The 16112-nt window shown below is 57.2% G+C and carries 17 protein-coding genes; 11 read left to right on the forward strand and 6 right to left on the reverse strand.

Annotation, left to right across the window (positions count from 1 at the left end; all coding sequences use genetic code 11):
• Positions 1-3: 3 nt before the first annotated feature.
• Positions 4-987, forward strand: a complete 984-nt coding sequence (locus FIV05_RS22175; protein WP_209009750.1) for a LysR family transcriptional regulator — start codon at positions 4-6, stop codon at positions 985-987.
• Between the two features lie 37 nt (positions 988-1024).
• Here FIV05_RS22175 and FIV05_RS22180 read toward each other — a convergent pair whose 3' ends face one another.
• Positions 1025-1666 (reverse strand): glutathione S-transferase family protein, encoded by a 642-nt coding sequence (locus FIV05_RS22180; RefSeq protein WP_152510994.1) that lies wholly within the window; start codon positions 1664-1666, stop codon positions 1025-1027.
• 186 nt (positions 1667-1852) lie between these two features.
• On the opposite strand from FIV05_RS22180, the gene FIV05_RS22185 reads away from it, so the two are divergent.
• The 5 genes from FIV05_RS22185 (at position 1853) to FIV05_RS22205 (ending at position 6338) form a co-directional block, all read left to right on the forward strand.
• On the forward strand, positions 1853-2266 hold the full coding sequence (locus tag FIV05_RS22185) for a hypothetical protein (protein WP_152510995.1): 414 nt from the start codon (positions 1853-1855) through the stop codon (positions 2264-2266).
• A 263-nt stretch (positions 2267-2529) separates the two neighbouring features.
• On the forward strand, positions 2530-3306 hold the full coding sequence (locus tag FIV05_RS22190) for an ABC transporter substrate-binding protein (RefSeq protein WP_152510996.1): 777 nt from the start codon (positions 2530-2532) through the stop codon (positions 3304-3306).
• A 129-nt stretch (positions 3307-3435) separates the two neighbouring features.
• On the forward strand, positions 3436-4149 hold the full coding sequence (locus FIV05_RS22195) for an ABC transporter permease (protein WP_152510997.1): 714 nt from the start codon (positions 3436-3438) through the stop codon (positions 4147-4149).
• On the forward strand, positions 4146-4973 hold the full coding sequence (locus FIV05_RS22200; protein WP_152510998.1) for an ABC transporter permease: 828 nt from the start codon (positions 4146-4148) through the stop codon (positions 4971-4973). Before FIV05_RS22195 ends, FIV05_RS22200 begins: the two co-directional genes overlap by 4 nt.
• A gap of 198 nt (positions 4974-5171) precedes the next feature.
• Positions 5172-6338 carry a PLP-dependent aspartate aminotransferase family protein gene (locus FIV05_RS22205; protein ID WP_152510999.1) on the forward strand — a complete coding sequence of 389 codons (1167 nt, stop codon included), beginning with the start codon at positions 5172-5174 and terminating at the stop codon, positions 6336-6338.
• A 12-nt stretch (positions 6339-6350) separates the two neighbouring features.
• Here the strand turns inward: FIV05_RS22205 and FIV05_RS22210 are convergent, their stop codons facing one another.
• Entirely contained in the window at positions 6351-7241 is an 891-nt protein-coding gene (locus FIV05_RS22210; protein WP_022999481.1) for a LysR substrate-binding domain-containing protein, read from the reverse strand.
• 100 nt (positions 7242-7341) lie between these two features.
• On the opposite strand from FIV05_RS22210, the gene FIV05_RS31660 reads away from it, so the two are divergent.
• The 3 genes from FIV05_RS31660 to FIV05_RS22220 all read left to right on the forward strand — a co-directional run bounded on the left by FIV05_RS31660 (position 7342) and on the right by FIV05_RS22220 (position 9196).
• Positions 7342-7494, forward strand: coding sequence for a hypothetical protein (locus FIV05_RS31660; protein WP_173013910.1), 153 nt, complete (start codon positions 7342-7344; stop codon positions 7492-7494).
• 97 nt (positions 7495-7591) lie between these two features.
• A complete protein-coding gene (locus tag FIV05_RS22215; RefSeq protein WP_152511000.1) occupies positions 7592-8473 on the forward strand; it encodes an NAD(P)-dependent oxidoreductase in 882 nt (293 codons plus the stop codon).
• Between the two features lie 12 nt (positions 8474-8485).
• A complete protein-coding gene (locus FIV05_RS22220; protein WP_152511001.1) occupies positions 8486-9196 on the forward strand; it encodes a DNA alkylation repair protein in 711 nt (236 codons plus the stop codon).
• Between the two features lie 35 nt (positions 9197-9231).
• On the opposite strand, the gene FIV05_RS22225 is transcribed toward FIV05_RS22220, so the two are convergent.
• The 4 genes from FIV05_RS22225 to FIV05_RS22240 form a co-directional block, all read right to left on the reverse strand.
• The gene (locus tag FIV05_RS22225) at positions 9232-9732 is read right to left on the reverse strand and encodes a DUF302 domain-containing protein (protein ID WP_152511002.1); all 501 of its coding nucleotides are present in this window, start codon (positions 9730-9732) and stop codon (positions 9232-9234) included.
• A gap of 99 nt (positions 9733-9831) precedes the next feature.
• Positions 9832-10905: a hybrid-cluster NAD(P)-dependent oxidoreductase gene (locus FIV05_RS22230; protein ID WP_022999486.1), complete on the reverse strand. Its 1074-nt coding sequence runs from the start codon at positions 10903-10905 to the stop codon at positions 9832-9834.
• 4 nt (positions 10906-10909) lie between these two features.
• The gene (locus FIV05_RS22235) at positions 10910-12145 is read right to left on the reverse strand and encodes an aromatic ring-hydroxylating dioxygenase subunit alpha (RefSeq protein ID WP_075283824.1); all 1236 of its coding nucleotides are present in this window, start codon (positions 12143-12145) and stop codon (positions 10910-10912) included.
• A gap of 148 nt (positions 12146-12293) precedes the next feature.
• Positions 12294-14330, reverse strand: coding sequence for an NADH:flavin oxidoreductase (locus tag FIV05_RS22240; protein WP_152511003.1), 2037 nt, complete (start codon positions 14328-14330; stop codon positions 12294-12296).
• A 169-nt stretch (positions 14331-14499) separates the two neighbouring features.
• Between FIV05_RS22240 and FIV05_RS22245 the strand changes: the two genes are divergently transcribed.
• Positions 14500-15162 (forward strand): TetR/AcrR family transcriptional regulator, encoded by a 663-nt coding sequence (locus FIV05_RS22245; RefSeq protein WP_152511004.1) that lies wholly within the window; start codon positions 14500-14502, stop codon positions 15160-15162.
• Between the two features lie 44 nt (positions 15163-15206).
• Positions 15207-16016 carry a helix-turn-helix domain-containing protein gene (locus FIV05_RS22250; RefSeq protein ID WP_152511005.1) on the forward strand — a complete coding sequence of 270 codons (810 nt, stop codon included), beginning with the start codon at positions 15207-15209 and terminating at the stop codon, positions 16014-16016.
• Positions 16017-16112: the final 96 nt, after the last annotated feature.

The following is a 16112-nucleotide window of genomic DNA, read 5'->3' on the forward strand; positions in this document are numbered from 1 at the left end:
GCCATGGACAAGCTTTCCTCCCTTTCCGGCTTTGTGCAGGCCGTCAATCTCGGCAGCTTCTCAGCAGCTGCAAAACTTCTCGGCATCTCGCAACCTGCCGTCAGCCAGCAGGTTCGGGCGCTTGAAGACGATCTGGGCATCAGACTGCTGAACCGGACCACACGTCAACTCAGCCTGACGGAAGCCGGGGAACGCTATTATGCCTATGCAAGGGATATTCTGGAGCGCCTGGATGAGGCCGACCGCTCGGTTCAGAGCGAGGAGGCCCAGATGTCCGGGCCGCTATCGGTGGGGCTGCCTCTTGGCTTCGCGGAAACCATCCTTTCGGACTTCCTGATCCGCTTCAAGAAGGATCACCCCGGTATCCTGCTGGATGTGTCGTTGTCCGACCAGTTTGTCGATGTCATCCAGCAACGACTCGACGTGGCAATCCGCATGGGCGAGATCGAGGACGACCGGCTGATTGTCCGAAGGCTCGGGCTTGCTCAGCGCTGCCTGGTGGCATCACCAGCCTATCTGGATAAGCGTGGACGCCCTGTCCATCCCGACGAGTTGCCCGATCACGATTACTTGCTTTACAAGAATATCGCGACCGGGAACCGGGTTCCGTTCATCAGTCCGATCGGTGAAAAGCTGTCTATCAAGATCACGCCGACAATGCTGGTCAACAACTCTTCGACCCTGCGCCGTGCGGCACTCGCCGGTCTCGGAATTGCGCTCTCCAATCGCTGGCTGATCGAGCCGTACCTGCGAACGGGAGACCTGGAAGTGGTGCTGCCACAATGGCAATACCCGCCGCACCCCGTCCATGCGGTCTATCCTTCCAATCGGTTCATTCCGCTGAAAGTGCGCCGGTTCGTCGACAGCCTTTATAGCTTTTTCGAAGACGAAGGCGCGTTCCAATACGCTGGCAAACCCGCTTCAGGCAGCAGTGATTTTCAGCAAAGTGAGGACACTGCGTTGGCCGGCAACGCGGTTACGGCCTGATGGCCACCCGGCGGCTGACGCCGGGCAGACAGGAACCTCACTCGGTATCGACGACCCAGGTTTCCTTGAGTGCAGCCACTTCCCAGACTTTCCAGGCCTCGGTTGCCTTCATGGCTTCGCTGTATTTGCTCACCACAGGGTCGTTGGTTAGCTGGTAGGTCTCGAAACGGCTGACGACGGGTGCATACATGGCGTCGGCAATCGTGAAATCGCCAAACAGGAAAGGACCTCCTGACGCTTCCAGGCATTCTTTCCAGACGGTCACGATGCGGTTGACCTCACCCTCAACAGCGTCGCTGACGGCATTTGCCGCTACAGGCCGCTGCATGTTCATGGAACATTCGCTGCGAAGAGCGGTAAAACCGGAATGCATCTCCGCCGAGATGGACCGTGCCCAGGCGCGTTTGGCCTTGTCCTCTGGCCACAGGCCTTTGTCCGGAAAGCAGTCGGCGACATATTCCAGGATCGCCAGGCTGTCCCACACCGTCAGGGTGCCATCCTTGAGCACCGGTACTTTTCTGCTTGGTGAAAATGCCGCGAATTCTGGATTTCCATTCTCGAAATCGAAAGGAACCAGGGTCTCCCGGAAGGGAATATCCTTATGCCTGAGAGCGATCCACGGTCTGAATGACCAGGAGGAGTAGTTCTTGTTTCCGATGAAAAGTTCGTAGTCCGACATTGCAGGGCCCTTTTCCGAAACCCGGCAGAAATAACCATGTGTCACCGGGTAGTCTTTTCCTAGGAAGTTCGGCTTCCAGCATCAAATTCAATAAGTTCATGAGATTCATCAGGGTTTTTAATATCTCCTCTCGGCACTATTTTTGCTTGCATATTTGGCAATGCTTGCAGCCAGAAAGAGGATCCGATGACATCTGCTCTGCCGCCCACGCCTTCCGTGTCGCCGCAATCCGCCAGGGCGCTCCAAAAGCAGCCGAGCGAAACCGAAAGCCGGTTTCTGCAATTCCGCAGCATTCTTGCGGAACAATATGCAGATTGGCGTGAATTGCCTGAAGAAGAGCGAATTCGGCACAAGTATCTTGAAGATCACGGGCTGACCGAACTCGGTCTGGACAACCTTTCCCCCAGAAACAGGGCTGTTCACGAAGAAAAGATCGCCGAATTGACGAAGCAGCCGGTTGTTTCGCCGACACCCTATCGTGGGGCCGATGCAGGGGACGCGCTTTCCCGACCGGTGATTACCCTGCAATCCGTTCTCGACGTTCACGACGCTTCCCAGGAAGCTGAAGCAGCAGAAGCAACAGCCGACTCAAAGGCCTGATTTCCGCCCTTCGGCCGACATTCGTTTAAGGGTGGCATGCTTCTACGGCACAAGAAACGGTCTCAGGGAACAGTCAGGTTTCCACAATGACTTGACGCTTCCCCAACGACATGCCGGAAAAATTGAAAATTCGGCGAAATCACGCTGTGTTTTTTTCGTAGGCATGCTTGAAATTTGAACCGAAGTGTATGGAATAGAGCGCTCGGGCAAGAAGGCGGGACGAACCCGCTTGCGCCGCGAAGAAGATATTAGGGGAACAAAATATGCGTGTATTGCGTATGGCTGCGGCCGCAGTAGCAGTACTGGCTGCCGTGAGTGGCGCTGAGGCGAAAGACTGGTCAAAGGTGCGTATCGGCACCGAAGGCGCTTATCCTCCGTTCAACTCCCTGACCGCAGACGGCCAGCTGGTTGGTTTCGACATCGATATTGCCAAGGCACTCTGCGAAGAAATGAAAGTCGAGTGCGAATTCGTTACCCAGGATTGGGACGGCATGATCCCTGCCCTGCAGGCCGGCAAGTTCGACGCCGTGATCGCTTCCATGTCGATCACCGAAGAGCGCAAGGAAAAGGTCGACTTCACCAACAAGTACTACAACACCCCGCCGGCAATTGCCGTGCCGAAGGATTCCGCTCTGACCGGTACGTCGGATGAAGACCTCAAGGGTGTCGCACTTGGTGCACAGTCCTCCACCACCCACTCCAACTATGCTGAAGAAAAGCTGCCGTCCGCAGACCTGAAGCTTTATCCGACGCCGGATGAATACAAGCTCGACGTTGCCAGCGGCCGTGTCGATGCCGTCATTGACGACGTTGTGGTTCTGTCCGATTGGCTCGCGACCGATGACGGTGCCTGCTGCAAGCTGCTGGGCACCCTGACGCCGGACCCGGTGATCAACGGTGAAGGCGCCGGCATTGCCATCCGCAAGGACGACGGCGAGTTGAAGGAAATGTTCAACAAGGCCATCGAAGGCATCCTGGCGAACGGCAAGTACAAGGAAATCAACGACAAGTACTTCACGTTCGACGTTTACGGCGGCTGATTAGCCTCCAGTTGATCGCATTCCGGTGCAGCGCGCCCTGTGCGCTGCACCACCTGCAGGGAAAAATCCCGCAGTACGGCCGGAGGGGCGGCCGGAATAACAACGACAAACAGAAAGAAGCGCCGGCTTATGAATGAAGCTTTGACGCTACTCTCCTTCGGACCAGAGGGTTGGGGAGACGAAATTGCCTGGGGCGTGGTTGTAACCGTCTGCTTGGCAATAGTGACTTTGCCGTTCGGATTGTTTCTGGGATTTCTGATTGCGCTTGCGAAAAAGTCATCGGAACCCAGCTTGCGCCTGGCGGCCAATATCTACACCACTCTTTTCCGGGGCTTGCCGGAACTGCTGACCTTGTTCCTGGTCTACTTCGGACTACAGATCGCGATACAGGTCTTGCTGAAGATGGCCGGCTTCGACTTCTATTTTGAAGTCAATTCGTTTATCGCCGGTGTCATCGCACTCTCCTTCGTCTTTTCTTCCTACGCTTCCGAGGCGTTTCTTTCCGCCTTTCGCGGGATCCCGCAGGGACAATACGAAGGCGGATATGCGCTTGGACTGTCGAAAGGCAAAACCCTTCGACTGGTAGTACTGCCGCAATTGATCCGGCTCGCGCTGCCCGCACTTGGAAACAGCTGGCTCGTCCTTCTCAAGGACACCTCGCTCGTTTCCGTGGTCGGCTTGTCTGACGTGATGCGCCAGTCCGGGATCGCCGCAAGGGTGACCAAAGAACCCTTCATGTTCTTTGGCATCGCCTGCCTGATCTACCTGGTCCTGGCAATGATATCGTCCACCGGTCTCGTGCGCATCGAGCGCTGGAGCAAACGCGGAGATACGGCACGATGATCTCCGCGAACCCCGCCACAGGCATGAAACGGCCGCCCGCACCGCCCCGGGGTTGGACCAAGACACGAATTCTCGGCCATGTCCTCATGGCACTCTGGATCGTCTCTGGTGCCTGGCTGCTCTACTATCTGGCGATAAACGTCGCCAGTCCGTTCGTGCTGAAGTATTGGCCCGAGTACCTCAGCGGTTTTCTGGTCACCCTTCAGATCGTCGGCCTGTCGTTGCTGATTGGTGCGGTGCTGAGCGTTCCCATCGCAGCTGCACGGGCGTCGAAATGGTGGCTTTTGTCGAAGCCGGCCTATTGTTTCGTCTATTTCTTCCGCGGCACACCGCTGCTGGCACAGACCTTCCTTGTCTACTATGGCGCAGGCACCTTCCAGGCACAGCTGGAAGCGGTCGGCCTGTGGGGTCTTTTCCGGGAGGCCTGGTTCTGCGTGATCTTCGCGTTTTCACTGAATACATCCGCGTACCAGGCCGAGATCCTGCGCGGCGCCATTCAAAACGTGCCCAGAGGTCAGTGGGAAGGGGCTGCTGCTCTCGGCCTCAACAAGCAGATTACCTTCTTCAAGATCATCCTGCCGCAGGCACTGATCGTTGCTCTGCGCCCCTATGGCAACGAGATCATTCTCATGCTCAAGGGTTCCGCCATTGCGGCAATCGTGACGGTGTTCGATCTGTTTGGAGAAACCAGACGGGCCTACTCGAGATCGTATGATTTCCAGGCCTACATCTGGGCAGCGGTGATCTACCTGTTCCTGGTGGAGATGCTGCGCCGCCTGTGGGACAAAATCGAAGCACGCCTGACGCGTCACCTGATACGCTGAGCAGACCTTCAGCGTTCGAAATGCTTGGGCCGGGCTTTTTCAAGTTCCGGCCCGTTTTTCTGTTACCTGTCCCGCGTTCTCCTTCTCGATATTCCTTTGGACGCAAGTCGGCACCGCTCTCCGAAATGGTTTGATTTCATTTGATTATCCAAGCGGACGGCGATACCCCCAAGGGACACCCATTCACGGAGCTCTCCCATGCCGAAAACGCCCTCCATTGCCCATGGCCTTCACCTCGACAGCCTGCTGGCCCATGGCGGCGGCGGTTTTGATGCAGCAACAGGCGCCGTCGTGCCGCCGATACAGACTGCAACCACATTCGTGCGTGACGAAAACTATGAGCTGGTCAACCCGGGGCATCTCTACAGCCGTGACGACAATGCGCTTTTCAAGAAGACCGAAAAACTGATCGCCGCTCTTGAAGAGGGAGAAGACAGCCGGCTGTTTCCATCCGGCATGGCTGCCGTCGCCGCCGTTGCCCGCATCGTCAAGCCAGGCGGCACACTGCTTGCCCAGTCCGGCATTTACTGGGGTACCACGTTGTTCCTGCGCAAGATGTGCGCACGCAACAACATTGCTCTCGTAGAAGCTGATGCAAGCGACCTTCAGTCCTTCCAGGACGAGATAGCCGTCACCCGCCCGGATCTTGTCTGGCTTGAAGTACCCAGCAATCCATTCTTGAAGGTTGCCGACATCAAGAGCATTGCCAACCAGTGCAAACAGGCGGACGCCCTGCTTGCCGTCGATGCGACTGCCGCAACACCGCTGATCCTCAAGCCTCTGTCGCTCGGAGCGGACCTGGTGATGCATTCGGCGACCAAGACCCTCAACGGTCATTCAGACCTTCTGGGTGGCGTCGTCACGACCGACAATGCCGGCAGCGAAGCGTGGGCATTTCTGACCGAGGAACGCAAGTTGGCCGGCGCCGTGCTCGGCTCGTTCGAAACCTGGCTTTTGCTCCGGGGCCTCAGGACACTTGCCTTGCGTGTGGAGCGCATGAACAGATCGGCACAGGTTTTCGCGGAACACTTCGAAAACCATCCGAAAGTGGAAGCCGTGCTTTATCCCGGCGTCAAGAGCCACCCGCATCACGAACTTGCAAAAAGCCAGATGACCGGCGGTTTTGGCTCGCTGATGTCCATACAGGTCAAGGGCGACAAAACAGCGGCCTTGAACGTCACCGGTGCGCTTGACCTGTTCCAGCGAGCGACATCCCTCGGTGGCACCGAGAGTCTTGTCGAGCATCGTTTCACCATCGAAGGCGAAGGCTCCGGGATTCCGGAGAATCTGTTGCGGCTGTCCATCGGCATCGAGCATTGCGACGACCTGATTGCGGACATGGAGCAGGCTCTCGCTGCAATCTGACGTCTGCCAAGGCTAATCGGCAAGCTGTTCGGCGCGCATTGCCCGGAGCCAGCTCATGAAGGCCTTGAGCGGTGGACGGTTGACACCGGGGCGGGTCACCAGATGGTATCCCGTCCCCGGATAAACGCCGTCTTCAAAAAGGACCCTGAGGTTACCCGCCTCGATTTCAGGCTCGACAAAGGTCTTGGCGGTGGCTGAAATACCATCGCCGCGTCGCAACCCTTCCAGCACCATGTAGCCGGGCAAATGGGTGATGTTGAGCTTGCCCTTGGGCACGACGCCCTGGCGCTCCAGCCAGATGGTCAATTCGTTGGTGCCGTATTCCTGCAACCAGGGAAACTCCAGAAGGTCCTCGGGACTTTCGATCTTCTTGTCTCCGATCAGGCAATTGGCACCGATCACCGCAAAATTCGTCGGGATAAACAGTTCCGATTCAAGTCCTGTCCAGTTGCCCTTGCCGAAACGGATCGCGAGGTCGACGCCGCCAGGTCTGAGCTCAACCACTTCGGCCGTCGGATTGAGCATCAGTTCGATGTCGGGATGCTTGTGCCGGAAATCGCTGATCCGCGGCATCAGCCAACTTATGGCGAAGGACGGCGTCATGGTGATGTTGAGCGGACGGACCAGATCCTCCCGCGTCAATTCATCGACTGTCTCCCTGATGATTTCAAAGCCTTCACTCAGACCTTCGAAGAGCTGTTTGCCTTCAGGGGTCAGCGCAATGCCCCTGCCCTCGCGAACAATCAGTTTCAACCCCAGAAACTGCTCCAGAGCCTTGACCTGCTGACTGACAGCCGCGTGAGTGACGTTCAATTCTCTTCCGGCGGCCGAGAGACTGCAGGTCTCGGCAACGGCTGTGAAGGTTCTCAGACTGTTGAGGGATGGGAGAGATCGCCAATCCATATGTAATTTCACCTTACATTTTGAAAATCTTCCTGACTGGCATAAGCAGCCGTAAACAGCCACATTACTCTCACACAACGCAGCGAGAGGATGTAAGCAGATGTTTGATATTTACGCACGTAGCTTCCTGGAAGCAACCCGGTTCTCCAGCAACACCCGTCCGGATCCGCGCACCCAGCGGCACCTGGACGCCAAGACGGCGAAGCGGGAACGTCATTTGCGGCTCTGGCAGCGCGGGCCTTACTGGATCTAAGCTGACAGCACGAGGCAAATGGCCTAAAACCATGATGAACCAGTTCAATTAAAGGCCCGGCTCGTTCCGGGCCTTCGCATGCGAAGGGAGTGTCATCATGGCAAAGGTTGCATTTATCGGTCTGGGCGTCATGGGATATCCGATGGCCGGATACCTGAAAACCAAGGGTGGTCACGACGTCACGGTCTATAACCGCACGACCGCGAAGGCCGAGAAATGGGCTGCCGAATATGGCGGCAACTTCGCCAAGACTCCGAAGGAAGCAGCTGAAGGTTGCGATTTCGTCTTTGCCTGCGTCGGAAACGACGATGATCTGCGCTCCGTCACGACCGGCGATGATGGTGCCTTTCATGGATTGAAGGAAGGCGCGATCTTTGTCGACAACACCACCGCGTCTGCCGAAGTTGCCCGTGAACTTTATGCAGCGGCCAAGGACAAGGGCTGCGGCTTCATCGATGCTCCGGTTTCCGGTGGCCAGGCAGGTGCCGAAAACGGTGTCCTGACAGTAATGTGCGGCGGAGATAAGGATGTTTTCGACAAGGCCAAGCCGGTCATCGAATGCTTCGCAAAATTCGTGGGCCTGATGGGAGAAAGCGGTGCAGGGCAATTGACCAAGATGGTCAACCAGATCTGCATTGCCGGCCTGGTGCAGGGCCTCTCCGAAGCCATCCACTTTGCCAAGAAAGCGGATCTCGACGTCGCCAAGGTCATCTCCGCAATCAAGGGCGGGGCTGCCCAATCCTGGCAGATGGAAAACCGGTGGGAGACCATGAATGCCGGCAAGTTCGACTATGGCTTTGCGGTCGACTGGATGCGCAAGGATCTTGGCATCTGCCTGAAGACCGCAAATGATACCGGTGCCCGCCTGCCAGTTACAGCGCTGGTCGATCAGTTCTATGCCGAAGTTCAGGCCATGGGTGGCAAACGCTGGGATACGTCCAGCCTGATTGCCCGCCTGGAAAACGCCGACAAGTCATAAACGGGCACCCACATGCCCCATGTCCCGGACACGACCTTCACACTTGAAAACGTATTGAACGATCTGCGTGAAGCGGGAACGGAGCCGAACCGTGCTGGAATGGCGCGGTTCGGCATCGAAACAGATCGGGCCTTCGGCGTTCCACTCTCTGTGCTGCGTCCTTTGGCCAGATCTATAGGCCCTTCCCCGGACCTTGCACGGGAACTCTGGGCCAGCGGCTTTCACGAAGCACGCCTCTTGGCAATCCTTCTGACCCCACCCAGACACCTGGCACCCGAGCTCGCCCTTCAGTGGCTGAACGACATCAATTCCTGGGATCTGTGCGATCAGCTCATGAATGTTCTGGCCCGGCGTGCCGGTTCAAATGAACTGGTTCCGGCACTTGCCGCAGACGAACGCGAATTCGTCCGGCGGGCCGCCTTTGCACTGATCGCCTGGCGCGCCGTCCACGCCAAGACAGCGCCCGAAACCGAGTTTCTGGACTACTTTCCCTTGATCCGCGCTGCTGCCACGGACGAGCGAAACTTTGTCTGGAAAGCGGTGCACTGGGCCCTCCGCCAGATCGGCAAACGTTCCTTGCCTCTGCATGGTGCCGCTCTCGCGATTGCCGAAGACCTGGCACCATCCGAAAACCGGACAGCGCGCAAGGTCGGCAATGCGGCCGTCCGGGAGCTTTCGTCCGAGAAGGTTCTGAACCGCCTCAACAAGGCTGCGGACATCTAGTCAAATGTAGCTGTCGATCAGTTACGAACTGCCGCTTACTGACCTGCCGCTTCCTTGGCGATGGCATCCAGCAAGGCATTCACTTCGCCGATGGCCGCCTTGGACTCCTCAGAGCCTGTTTCGCCGAGGTGTCGATATCCGACCGTTACGGTGCCAGGCTGGTCCGGCGTTTCGTAGACGAATACCGAATAGGGGCAATAGGCAATGTTGGCAGCGTCAGCCTCCATCACCTTGCGCGAGAGACTTGCCGAGCAGAACAACATGGCCTGCGCCTTGACGAAGATCTGTTTCTGACCACCGACATCTTGTGATGTGCGATCCAGCATGTCGCCTATGTGCGAGACGTAATCGATGACCAGTCCATGATTGACGATGGCATTTTCAAGATCGAAACGCACATCATCAAAGGCTGCTGAAACCTGGTAGGCGGTAACGCCTTCCGGAATTGACTGGGCGCTGGCGGCTACGGTGCCGCAAGCTGCGAGACCCACAAAAGCAATTGCGATCCGAAACGGTTTCCTGAAACTTTCAAACATGCGACGTCCTCCCGAGCATGAAGACCAGAATACTCCGCTCTTCATGCCCGCGCCATTGATACATCGCAAATTTTGAATATTTCCTCGACTATCTCCGGTTCAGATATCGACCTCGACGGTACCGATCGGATTGGAGCAGCAGGCCAGAATGAAACCGGCCTCGATATCTTCATCGCTGATGCCGCCGGAGTGGACCATGTGAACTTCACCGGAAAGTTTCTTCACCTTGCAGGTGCCACACACACCGAACGTACAGCCCGACGGGATATTGAGCCCTGCATCCTTTGCAACCGCCAGAACCGTGTCGGTTTCCGAACACCAGGAAGACACCTTGGAGTTGGCAAAGACGATCTGGGCCTGCACGTCGTCCTGAGGTACGACGTCATCGAACTCTGTCAGTTCAGCCTTGGTTTCTGCGGGCGCCTGGAAGCTTTCCTGGAAATAGTTTTCCATGTTGAAACCAAGCGAGTTCAGGATCTCACGCACGGATTCCATGAAGCCTTCGGGGCCGCAGCAATAGACTTCGCGCTCCAGATAGTCGTTGCACATCAGGCCCAGCATAAGCTGGTTGAAGTGCCCGCGATAACCGGTCCAGACCTCGTAAGGATCGCTCTTCGTGACGACGAAGTGCAGTTGCAAACCGTTGACGCGGCTCGCCATGTACTCAAGCCGCTTGCGGAAGATCAGATCAACAGGCCGTGTTGCGCACTGGATGAAACAAATGTCCGGATCCTCACCGCGCTCGAAGAGCGTCGTCGCCATCGACATCATGGGCGTAACGCCGGAGCCGGCTGAAATGAACAGGTACTTGTTGTCCGGATTGCGCGGCAGATGGAACAGTCCGGCCGGTCCATAAGCCTTGATCTGCATGCCGGGAACAAGGTTCTCCAGCATCCATTTCGTACCGACGCTGTCCTGCTGGACCTTTACCGTTACGGATATATAGGCGTTGGTCACCGGCGACGAGGAAATCGTATAGGTACGTTGAACGTTTCCGCCGGGTACCGGTAGATCGAGCGTGATGAACTGGCCAGCCCGATAGACGAAAGTCGCGCCCGATGGCGGACGGAAGGTGAAGGTTTTCACCCCCGGCGCCTCGGGCAGAACACTCACGCATTCCAGAACTTCACTGTCGGACCAGACCGGCGTATCGCGTCCGGGCATCGGGATCATCGTACTACTCCGCCGCGACACGGAAACGGCCCATCAGACCGTTTTCCAGGGTTCGGGAATACCAGTCGACGAACTGGATGACGCCGCTTTCCTGAGCCGGAGAATACGGCCCCGGTTCATAGGCCGGCGACTTGATGCCGATCTGGTTTTCCTCAACGATCTGACGGTCCTCATCGTTGGTGTGGACCCAGACTTCGGTCAGCCGCTTGAGGTCGTAGTCGACCCCTTCCTGAGCGTCCTTGTGCACCAGCCAGGTGGTTGTCACCTCGGTTTCCATGGGACTGATCGGCAGAACGCGGAATGTCAGCACCTGGTCGGACAGGAAGTGGTTCCAGGTGTTCGGATAATGGAAGAACAGGCAAGACCCTGCGTTGTCGAAAGGCACGGACCCGATACGCTTGGAAACAGCTGCCTTGCCATCCATGGTGTAGCTGACCGCATCTCCCAGGAACGGAATGCGCACGAAACGCCATTGCTCGGACGGCGAAATCAGGAACCTGGACGGAAGCCCTGCGCCTTCGCAGCGTTCCACATGCGCCTTGCCGACGTTGGAAGAGGTTGAATCGTCACCACCCACGAGGTTGGGATCGTCCGGGAATGTCCGGCATAGCGACGGATGAGACCCGGAGCAGTGATAGCACTCGCGGTTGTTCTCCAGAACAAGCTTCCAGTTGCCCTGCTCGACGATGGTCGACTGGTGGGCAACCTTGAGGTTGGAAAGGTCGTGCGGGCCGAGATAGCGTTCAGCCTGCTTTTCCAGTTCCGTGGTGTCGGGTGCAACAGCAGCAAGGCAGATGAACACCATGCCTGAGACGGTCACGCAGTGTACGGTCTTCAGTCCATGGTTTTCCGGCTTGAACTCCGGACCCATTTCGCGCGCCCACAGAAGCTTGCCGTCGAGTTCGTAGGTCCACTGGTGGTACGGACAGACCAGCTTGGGCGCCGAACCTTTGGATGCTGCACAAATGCGGCTGCCGCGGTGACGGCAGGAATTGTGGAATGAGCGAATGACTCCGTCGGCTCCACGCACGATGATGATGTTGTAATCGCCGATCTGAAGCGTGACGTAATTTCCCGACTTCGGCAGCTCGGCAGACGGAATGGCGAAAATCCATTCCTTCTGCCAGATGTTCTTCAGGTCCGCCTGGTAGACGTCGGCATCGGTGTAGAAGGCCTGGGGCAAAGAATACCCGGCTCGTCGGCCCATCAGAAGTGATAGAATTTCCGCATCGCTGAACATGGTGACACATCCTCTTTGGCCGAGTCTCCCGGCCTGTCCTTGCCGGGAACGTTAGGCCCACCAGACCCCACCGCCGTAGCGCAAAAGCGTCATTTGCTTATCCATGTAAGACGCTGCCCAAATTTTCCGCGTGCGGTGCAGCATCACGTCAAATGTCCTTGACCAAACGTAACGCATCATAGATTGCCGCATGGGTGTTGCGAGCCGCAACCGCATCGCCAATGCGGAAAAGCGCGAATGTGCCATCCGGGTTGGCCTCAAGAGGCTGCGGGCGGCCAAAAATCAGCGCTTCCTGCTGAACAGCACCAAGGTTTTTCGACATCGGCTTCAGCTCGAAATAGAGTTCGTCCATCGGTATTGTACCGTGATTGACGACGATTTGGTCGAATTCCCGCTCTTCCGTGTGGCTGGAATAGTCTGTTCCGACGACCGCGGTGATCAAGTTCCCGGAACGTTTTGCAGCTTTCAGTCGGTAGGTGACCGTGAAGCGAACGTCCTTGTCCTGCAGCGATCGCATGTAAGGCACCAGGTTCATTGCCATGACATCCGGGGCGAAGGACCTGTCCGGCGTCATGATCTCCACATGAGCGCCTGATTTTGCGATCATCTCGGCCGCCTGAAGTGCGGGATGATCACCAGCATCGTCGTAGACGAGTACACGCTTGCCCGGTTTGACGTCGCCAGCAATGATATCCCAGGCAGAGACAACAAGATCATTGCCTTCGCTCAGGACTTCCGTATGCGGCAAGCCTCCTGTTGCGACGATCACCACATCCGGGTTTTCTCCCGCGATATCTTCTGCTTCTGCAAAAGTGTTGAAACGGAACTTCACGTCTTTCGCCAGGCACTGGTCCATTCGCCAGTCGATTATGGAGATCATTTCGCGCCTGCGCTCGGACTGCGCTGTCAGCCGGACCTGACCACCGGCATGTGGCGCTGCCTCGAACACGATCACATCGTGCCCCCGTTCACCTGCAACGCGCGCCGCTTCCATGCCGGCAGGCCCTGCGCCAACGACGACCACCTTCTTTTTCGTGCCCGCGAGCGGGATCTCGTGGGGCATGGTCAATTCCCGACCGGTTGCCGGGTTGTGGATGCAAAGTGCATCGCCAGCCTGATAGATGCGGTCGAGGCAATAGGTTGCTCCCACACAGGGGCGGATATCCCCTTCCCGCTTTTCGGCAATTTTCCGAACCACCATCGGGTCGGCCATATGCGCGCGCGTCATGCCGACCATGTCCAGAAGCCCTTCGGCGATCGCATGGCGCGCTGTTGCGACATCGGGGATCTTGGCTGCATGGAAGGTCGGCATGCCGACTTCCTTCTTGATGCGACCGGCGAAATCCAGATGCGGGGCGTTGCGCATGCCCTGAACGGGAATCACGTCTGTCAGGCCAGGGTCGGTGTCAATGTGGCCCCGAATGACATTGAGGAAGTCGACCTGTCCCGTAGCCTTCAGGCGACGGGCAATTTCAAGACCTTCGTCTTCCGTGATGCCTCCGTCCAGATCCTCGTCCGCGGTAAAACGGATGCCCAGAATGAAGTCGTCACCAACCCTCTGCCGAACCGCCTCGATGACTTCGAGCGAAAAGCGCATCCGGTTTTCCAGTGAACCGCCGTACGGTCCATCCAGCGTGTTGGTGACCGGAGACCAGAACTGGTCCATCAGATGACCGTAGGCCTGCAGCTCTATGCCATCCATACCGCCGGCCTTCATGCGTTCCGCCGCGTCGGCATAGTCGGCGATGATGCGGGCGATGTCCCACTCTTCGACCTGCTTGGGAAAGGCCCGGTGCGCCGCTTCACGTTCATGGCTGGACGAAACCGCGGGTAACCAGTCCCCCTTGTTCCAGTGTGTCCGGCGACCAAGATGGGTCAGCTGGATCATCACCGCACAATCGTGTTCGTGGCAGGCATCCGTGAGCCGCTTGATCCACGGCACGACTTCGTCCTTGTAGGCAAGGATATTGTTGAAGACGGGCGGCGAGTTGCGAGAGACGGCCGCGGAGCCGGCGGTCATGGTCAGTGCGACACCGGCCTTTGCCCGGACCTCGTGATAAGCGCGATACCGGTCCTTCGGCATGCCATCCTCAGGATAGGCAGGCTCGTGCGACGTGATCATGATCCGGTTTTTCAGCGTCAAATGTTTCAGCTGATAGGGCTGCAACAACGGATCTTTCGACATCTCTTTCCTCTCCGGGCATTCCACCGCGTCACGGATTTCCTCAGGTTTGCAAAGATTAATTCCCGTCGATCATCTTTGAAAAGTCTGAAAAGCGACATAGGTGTCGCTTTTGTCGACATTGGTGTCAATTTTGATTGTCGGCACGCCGGAGCTTTGTTATCGCAAGCACATGAGCGACCTATTGATCGAAAAAACGTCCGGTTGGCGCGGCACACGTGAAATCTGGATCGAAGCTGCCTACCAGGCGCTGATTGAACATGGCATTGATGCCGTCAAGGTGATGCCCCTGGCCGACAGGCTCGGTCTGTCGCGGACCAGTTTCTATGGCCATTTCTCAGACCGGAACGACCTGCTCGACGCCTTGATCACCCAGTGGCAAACGAAAAACACCGGCAATCTGGTGAAACGGACCGAGGATTACGCCGAGACGATCACCGAGGCGATCCTGAACCTTTTCGATTTATGGCTACTGCCGGAGCTATTCGATTCCCGGCTGGAATTTGCGATGCGCAACTGGGCACATGCGGATCCGGACCTGACGCCCATGCTGGAAGAAGCCGACCGTGTACGCATCGAGGCTTTTACGGCGATGTTCGAACGTTTTGGCTATGAACATGCCTCGGCCGACGTGAGAGCCAACACCATGTATCTTACGCAGATCGGCTATATCTCCATCGTCAAGGATCGGCCGAGCGAGCCGCTTGGCCCCAGGCTTCAGCGCATGCCCCACTACATCGAGATCTTTACCGGGAAAGCCGTATCCGATGCCGAATTCGCCAGGTTTCGCGCGCGTCATCCGCTGGGCCCGGTAAGACTGAATGATTATGGGTGACCACGACCCGAGTTGATCCTATCCTGCCCCGACAAGGAAGGATCATGACCACCTCGCAAGACGCCTCACCGCCCTCCTCCTCGGTTCCCCCCGGAATTGATGCCGGTTTCTGGCGCCGGACAGCACCGCCGGACTTGCGCAGCCTTTTCACCGACATCATCGGCTACGAAGAGCGAAACCCGCAGACAAACAGGCAGGTTGAAACCGCCTCGCTGACCATTCCGCTCATCCTGAGTTTCGGCGATCCGTTTGAAATCGCGCTTGGTCAGCATCCTACCGCTGAAAACGAGCGTCCCACCTTTCTGGCTGGGCTCAGCAGTTCTCCGGTTTTCATTCAGTCAAATGGCCGTGCCAAATGCCTGCAGATAAACTTTACTCCCATCGGTGCCCGACATTTTTTCCGGTTCCCCATGGACCTGCTGACCGACCAGATGTTGCCGTTTGCCGATGTCGCGGAACCGGAACTGGCTGAATTTGTCCGCCGGATCGAGGATCTGGCAAGCTGGAATGCGCGGCTTGATCATGCCCTTGCCTACGTCATCAAACGCCTACGGCAAGACAACGTTCAACGAACGCCGGCGGACCATGTGTTGCGACGGCTACTTGAAACCGGAGGCCAGGTCTCAGTCACATCTTTGGCTAAGGAGATTGGCTGGAGCCGAAAGCACCTGGCACAAAAGTTTCGGAAGGATATCGGCCTTCGGCCCAAGACGGTTGCCCGGGTGATCCGCTTCGGCAAGGTGCTCAAACATGCACAGAACTGCTGCGACATCGATTGGGCCGGCTTGGCGGTTGATTGTGGTTATGCCGATCAGGCCCATCTCATTCGGGACTTTTCCGAGTTTTCCGGTTAGTCACCGGAAGCCTGGCGCACACGGCTGCTGAATGGCACTGCCAACACCTGGTAGGTAACAAAACTTCAATCCCGCAAAATCGCGAAGAGCTATCAC

It is taken from the genome of Labrenzia sp. THAF191a, assembly GCF_009363335.1.
GTDB classification, from domain to species: domain Bacteria; phylum Pseudomonadota; class Alphaproteobacteria; order Rhizobiales; family Stappiaceae; genus Roseibium; species Roseibium algicola.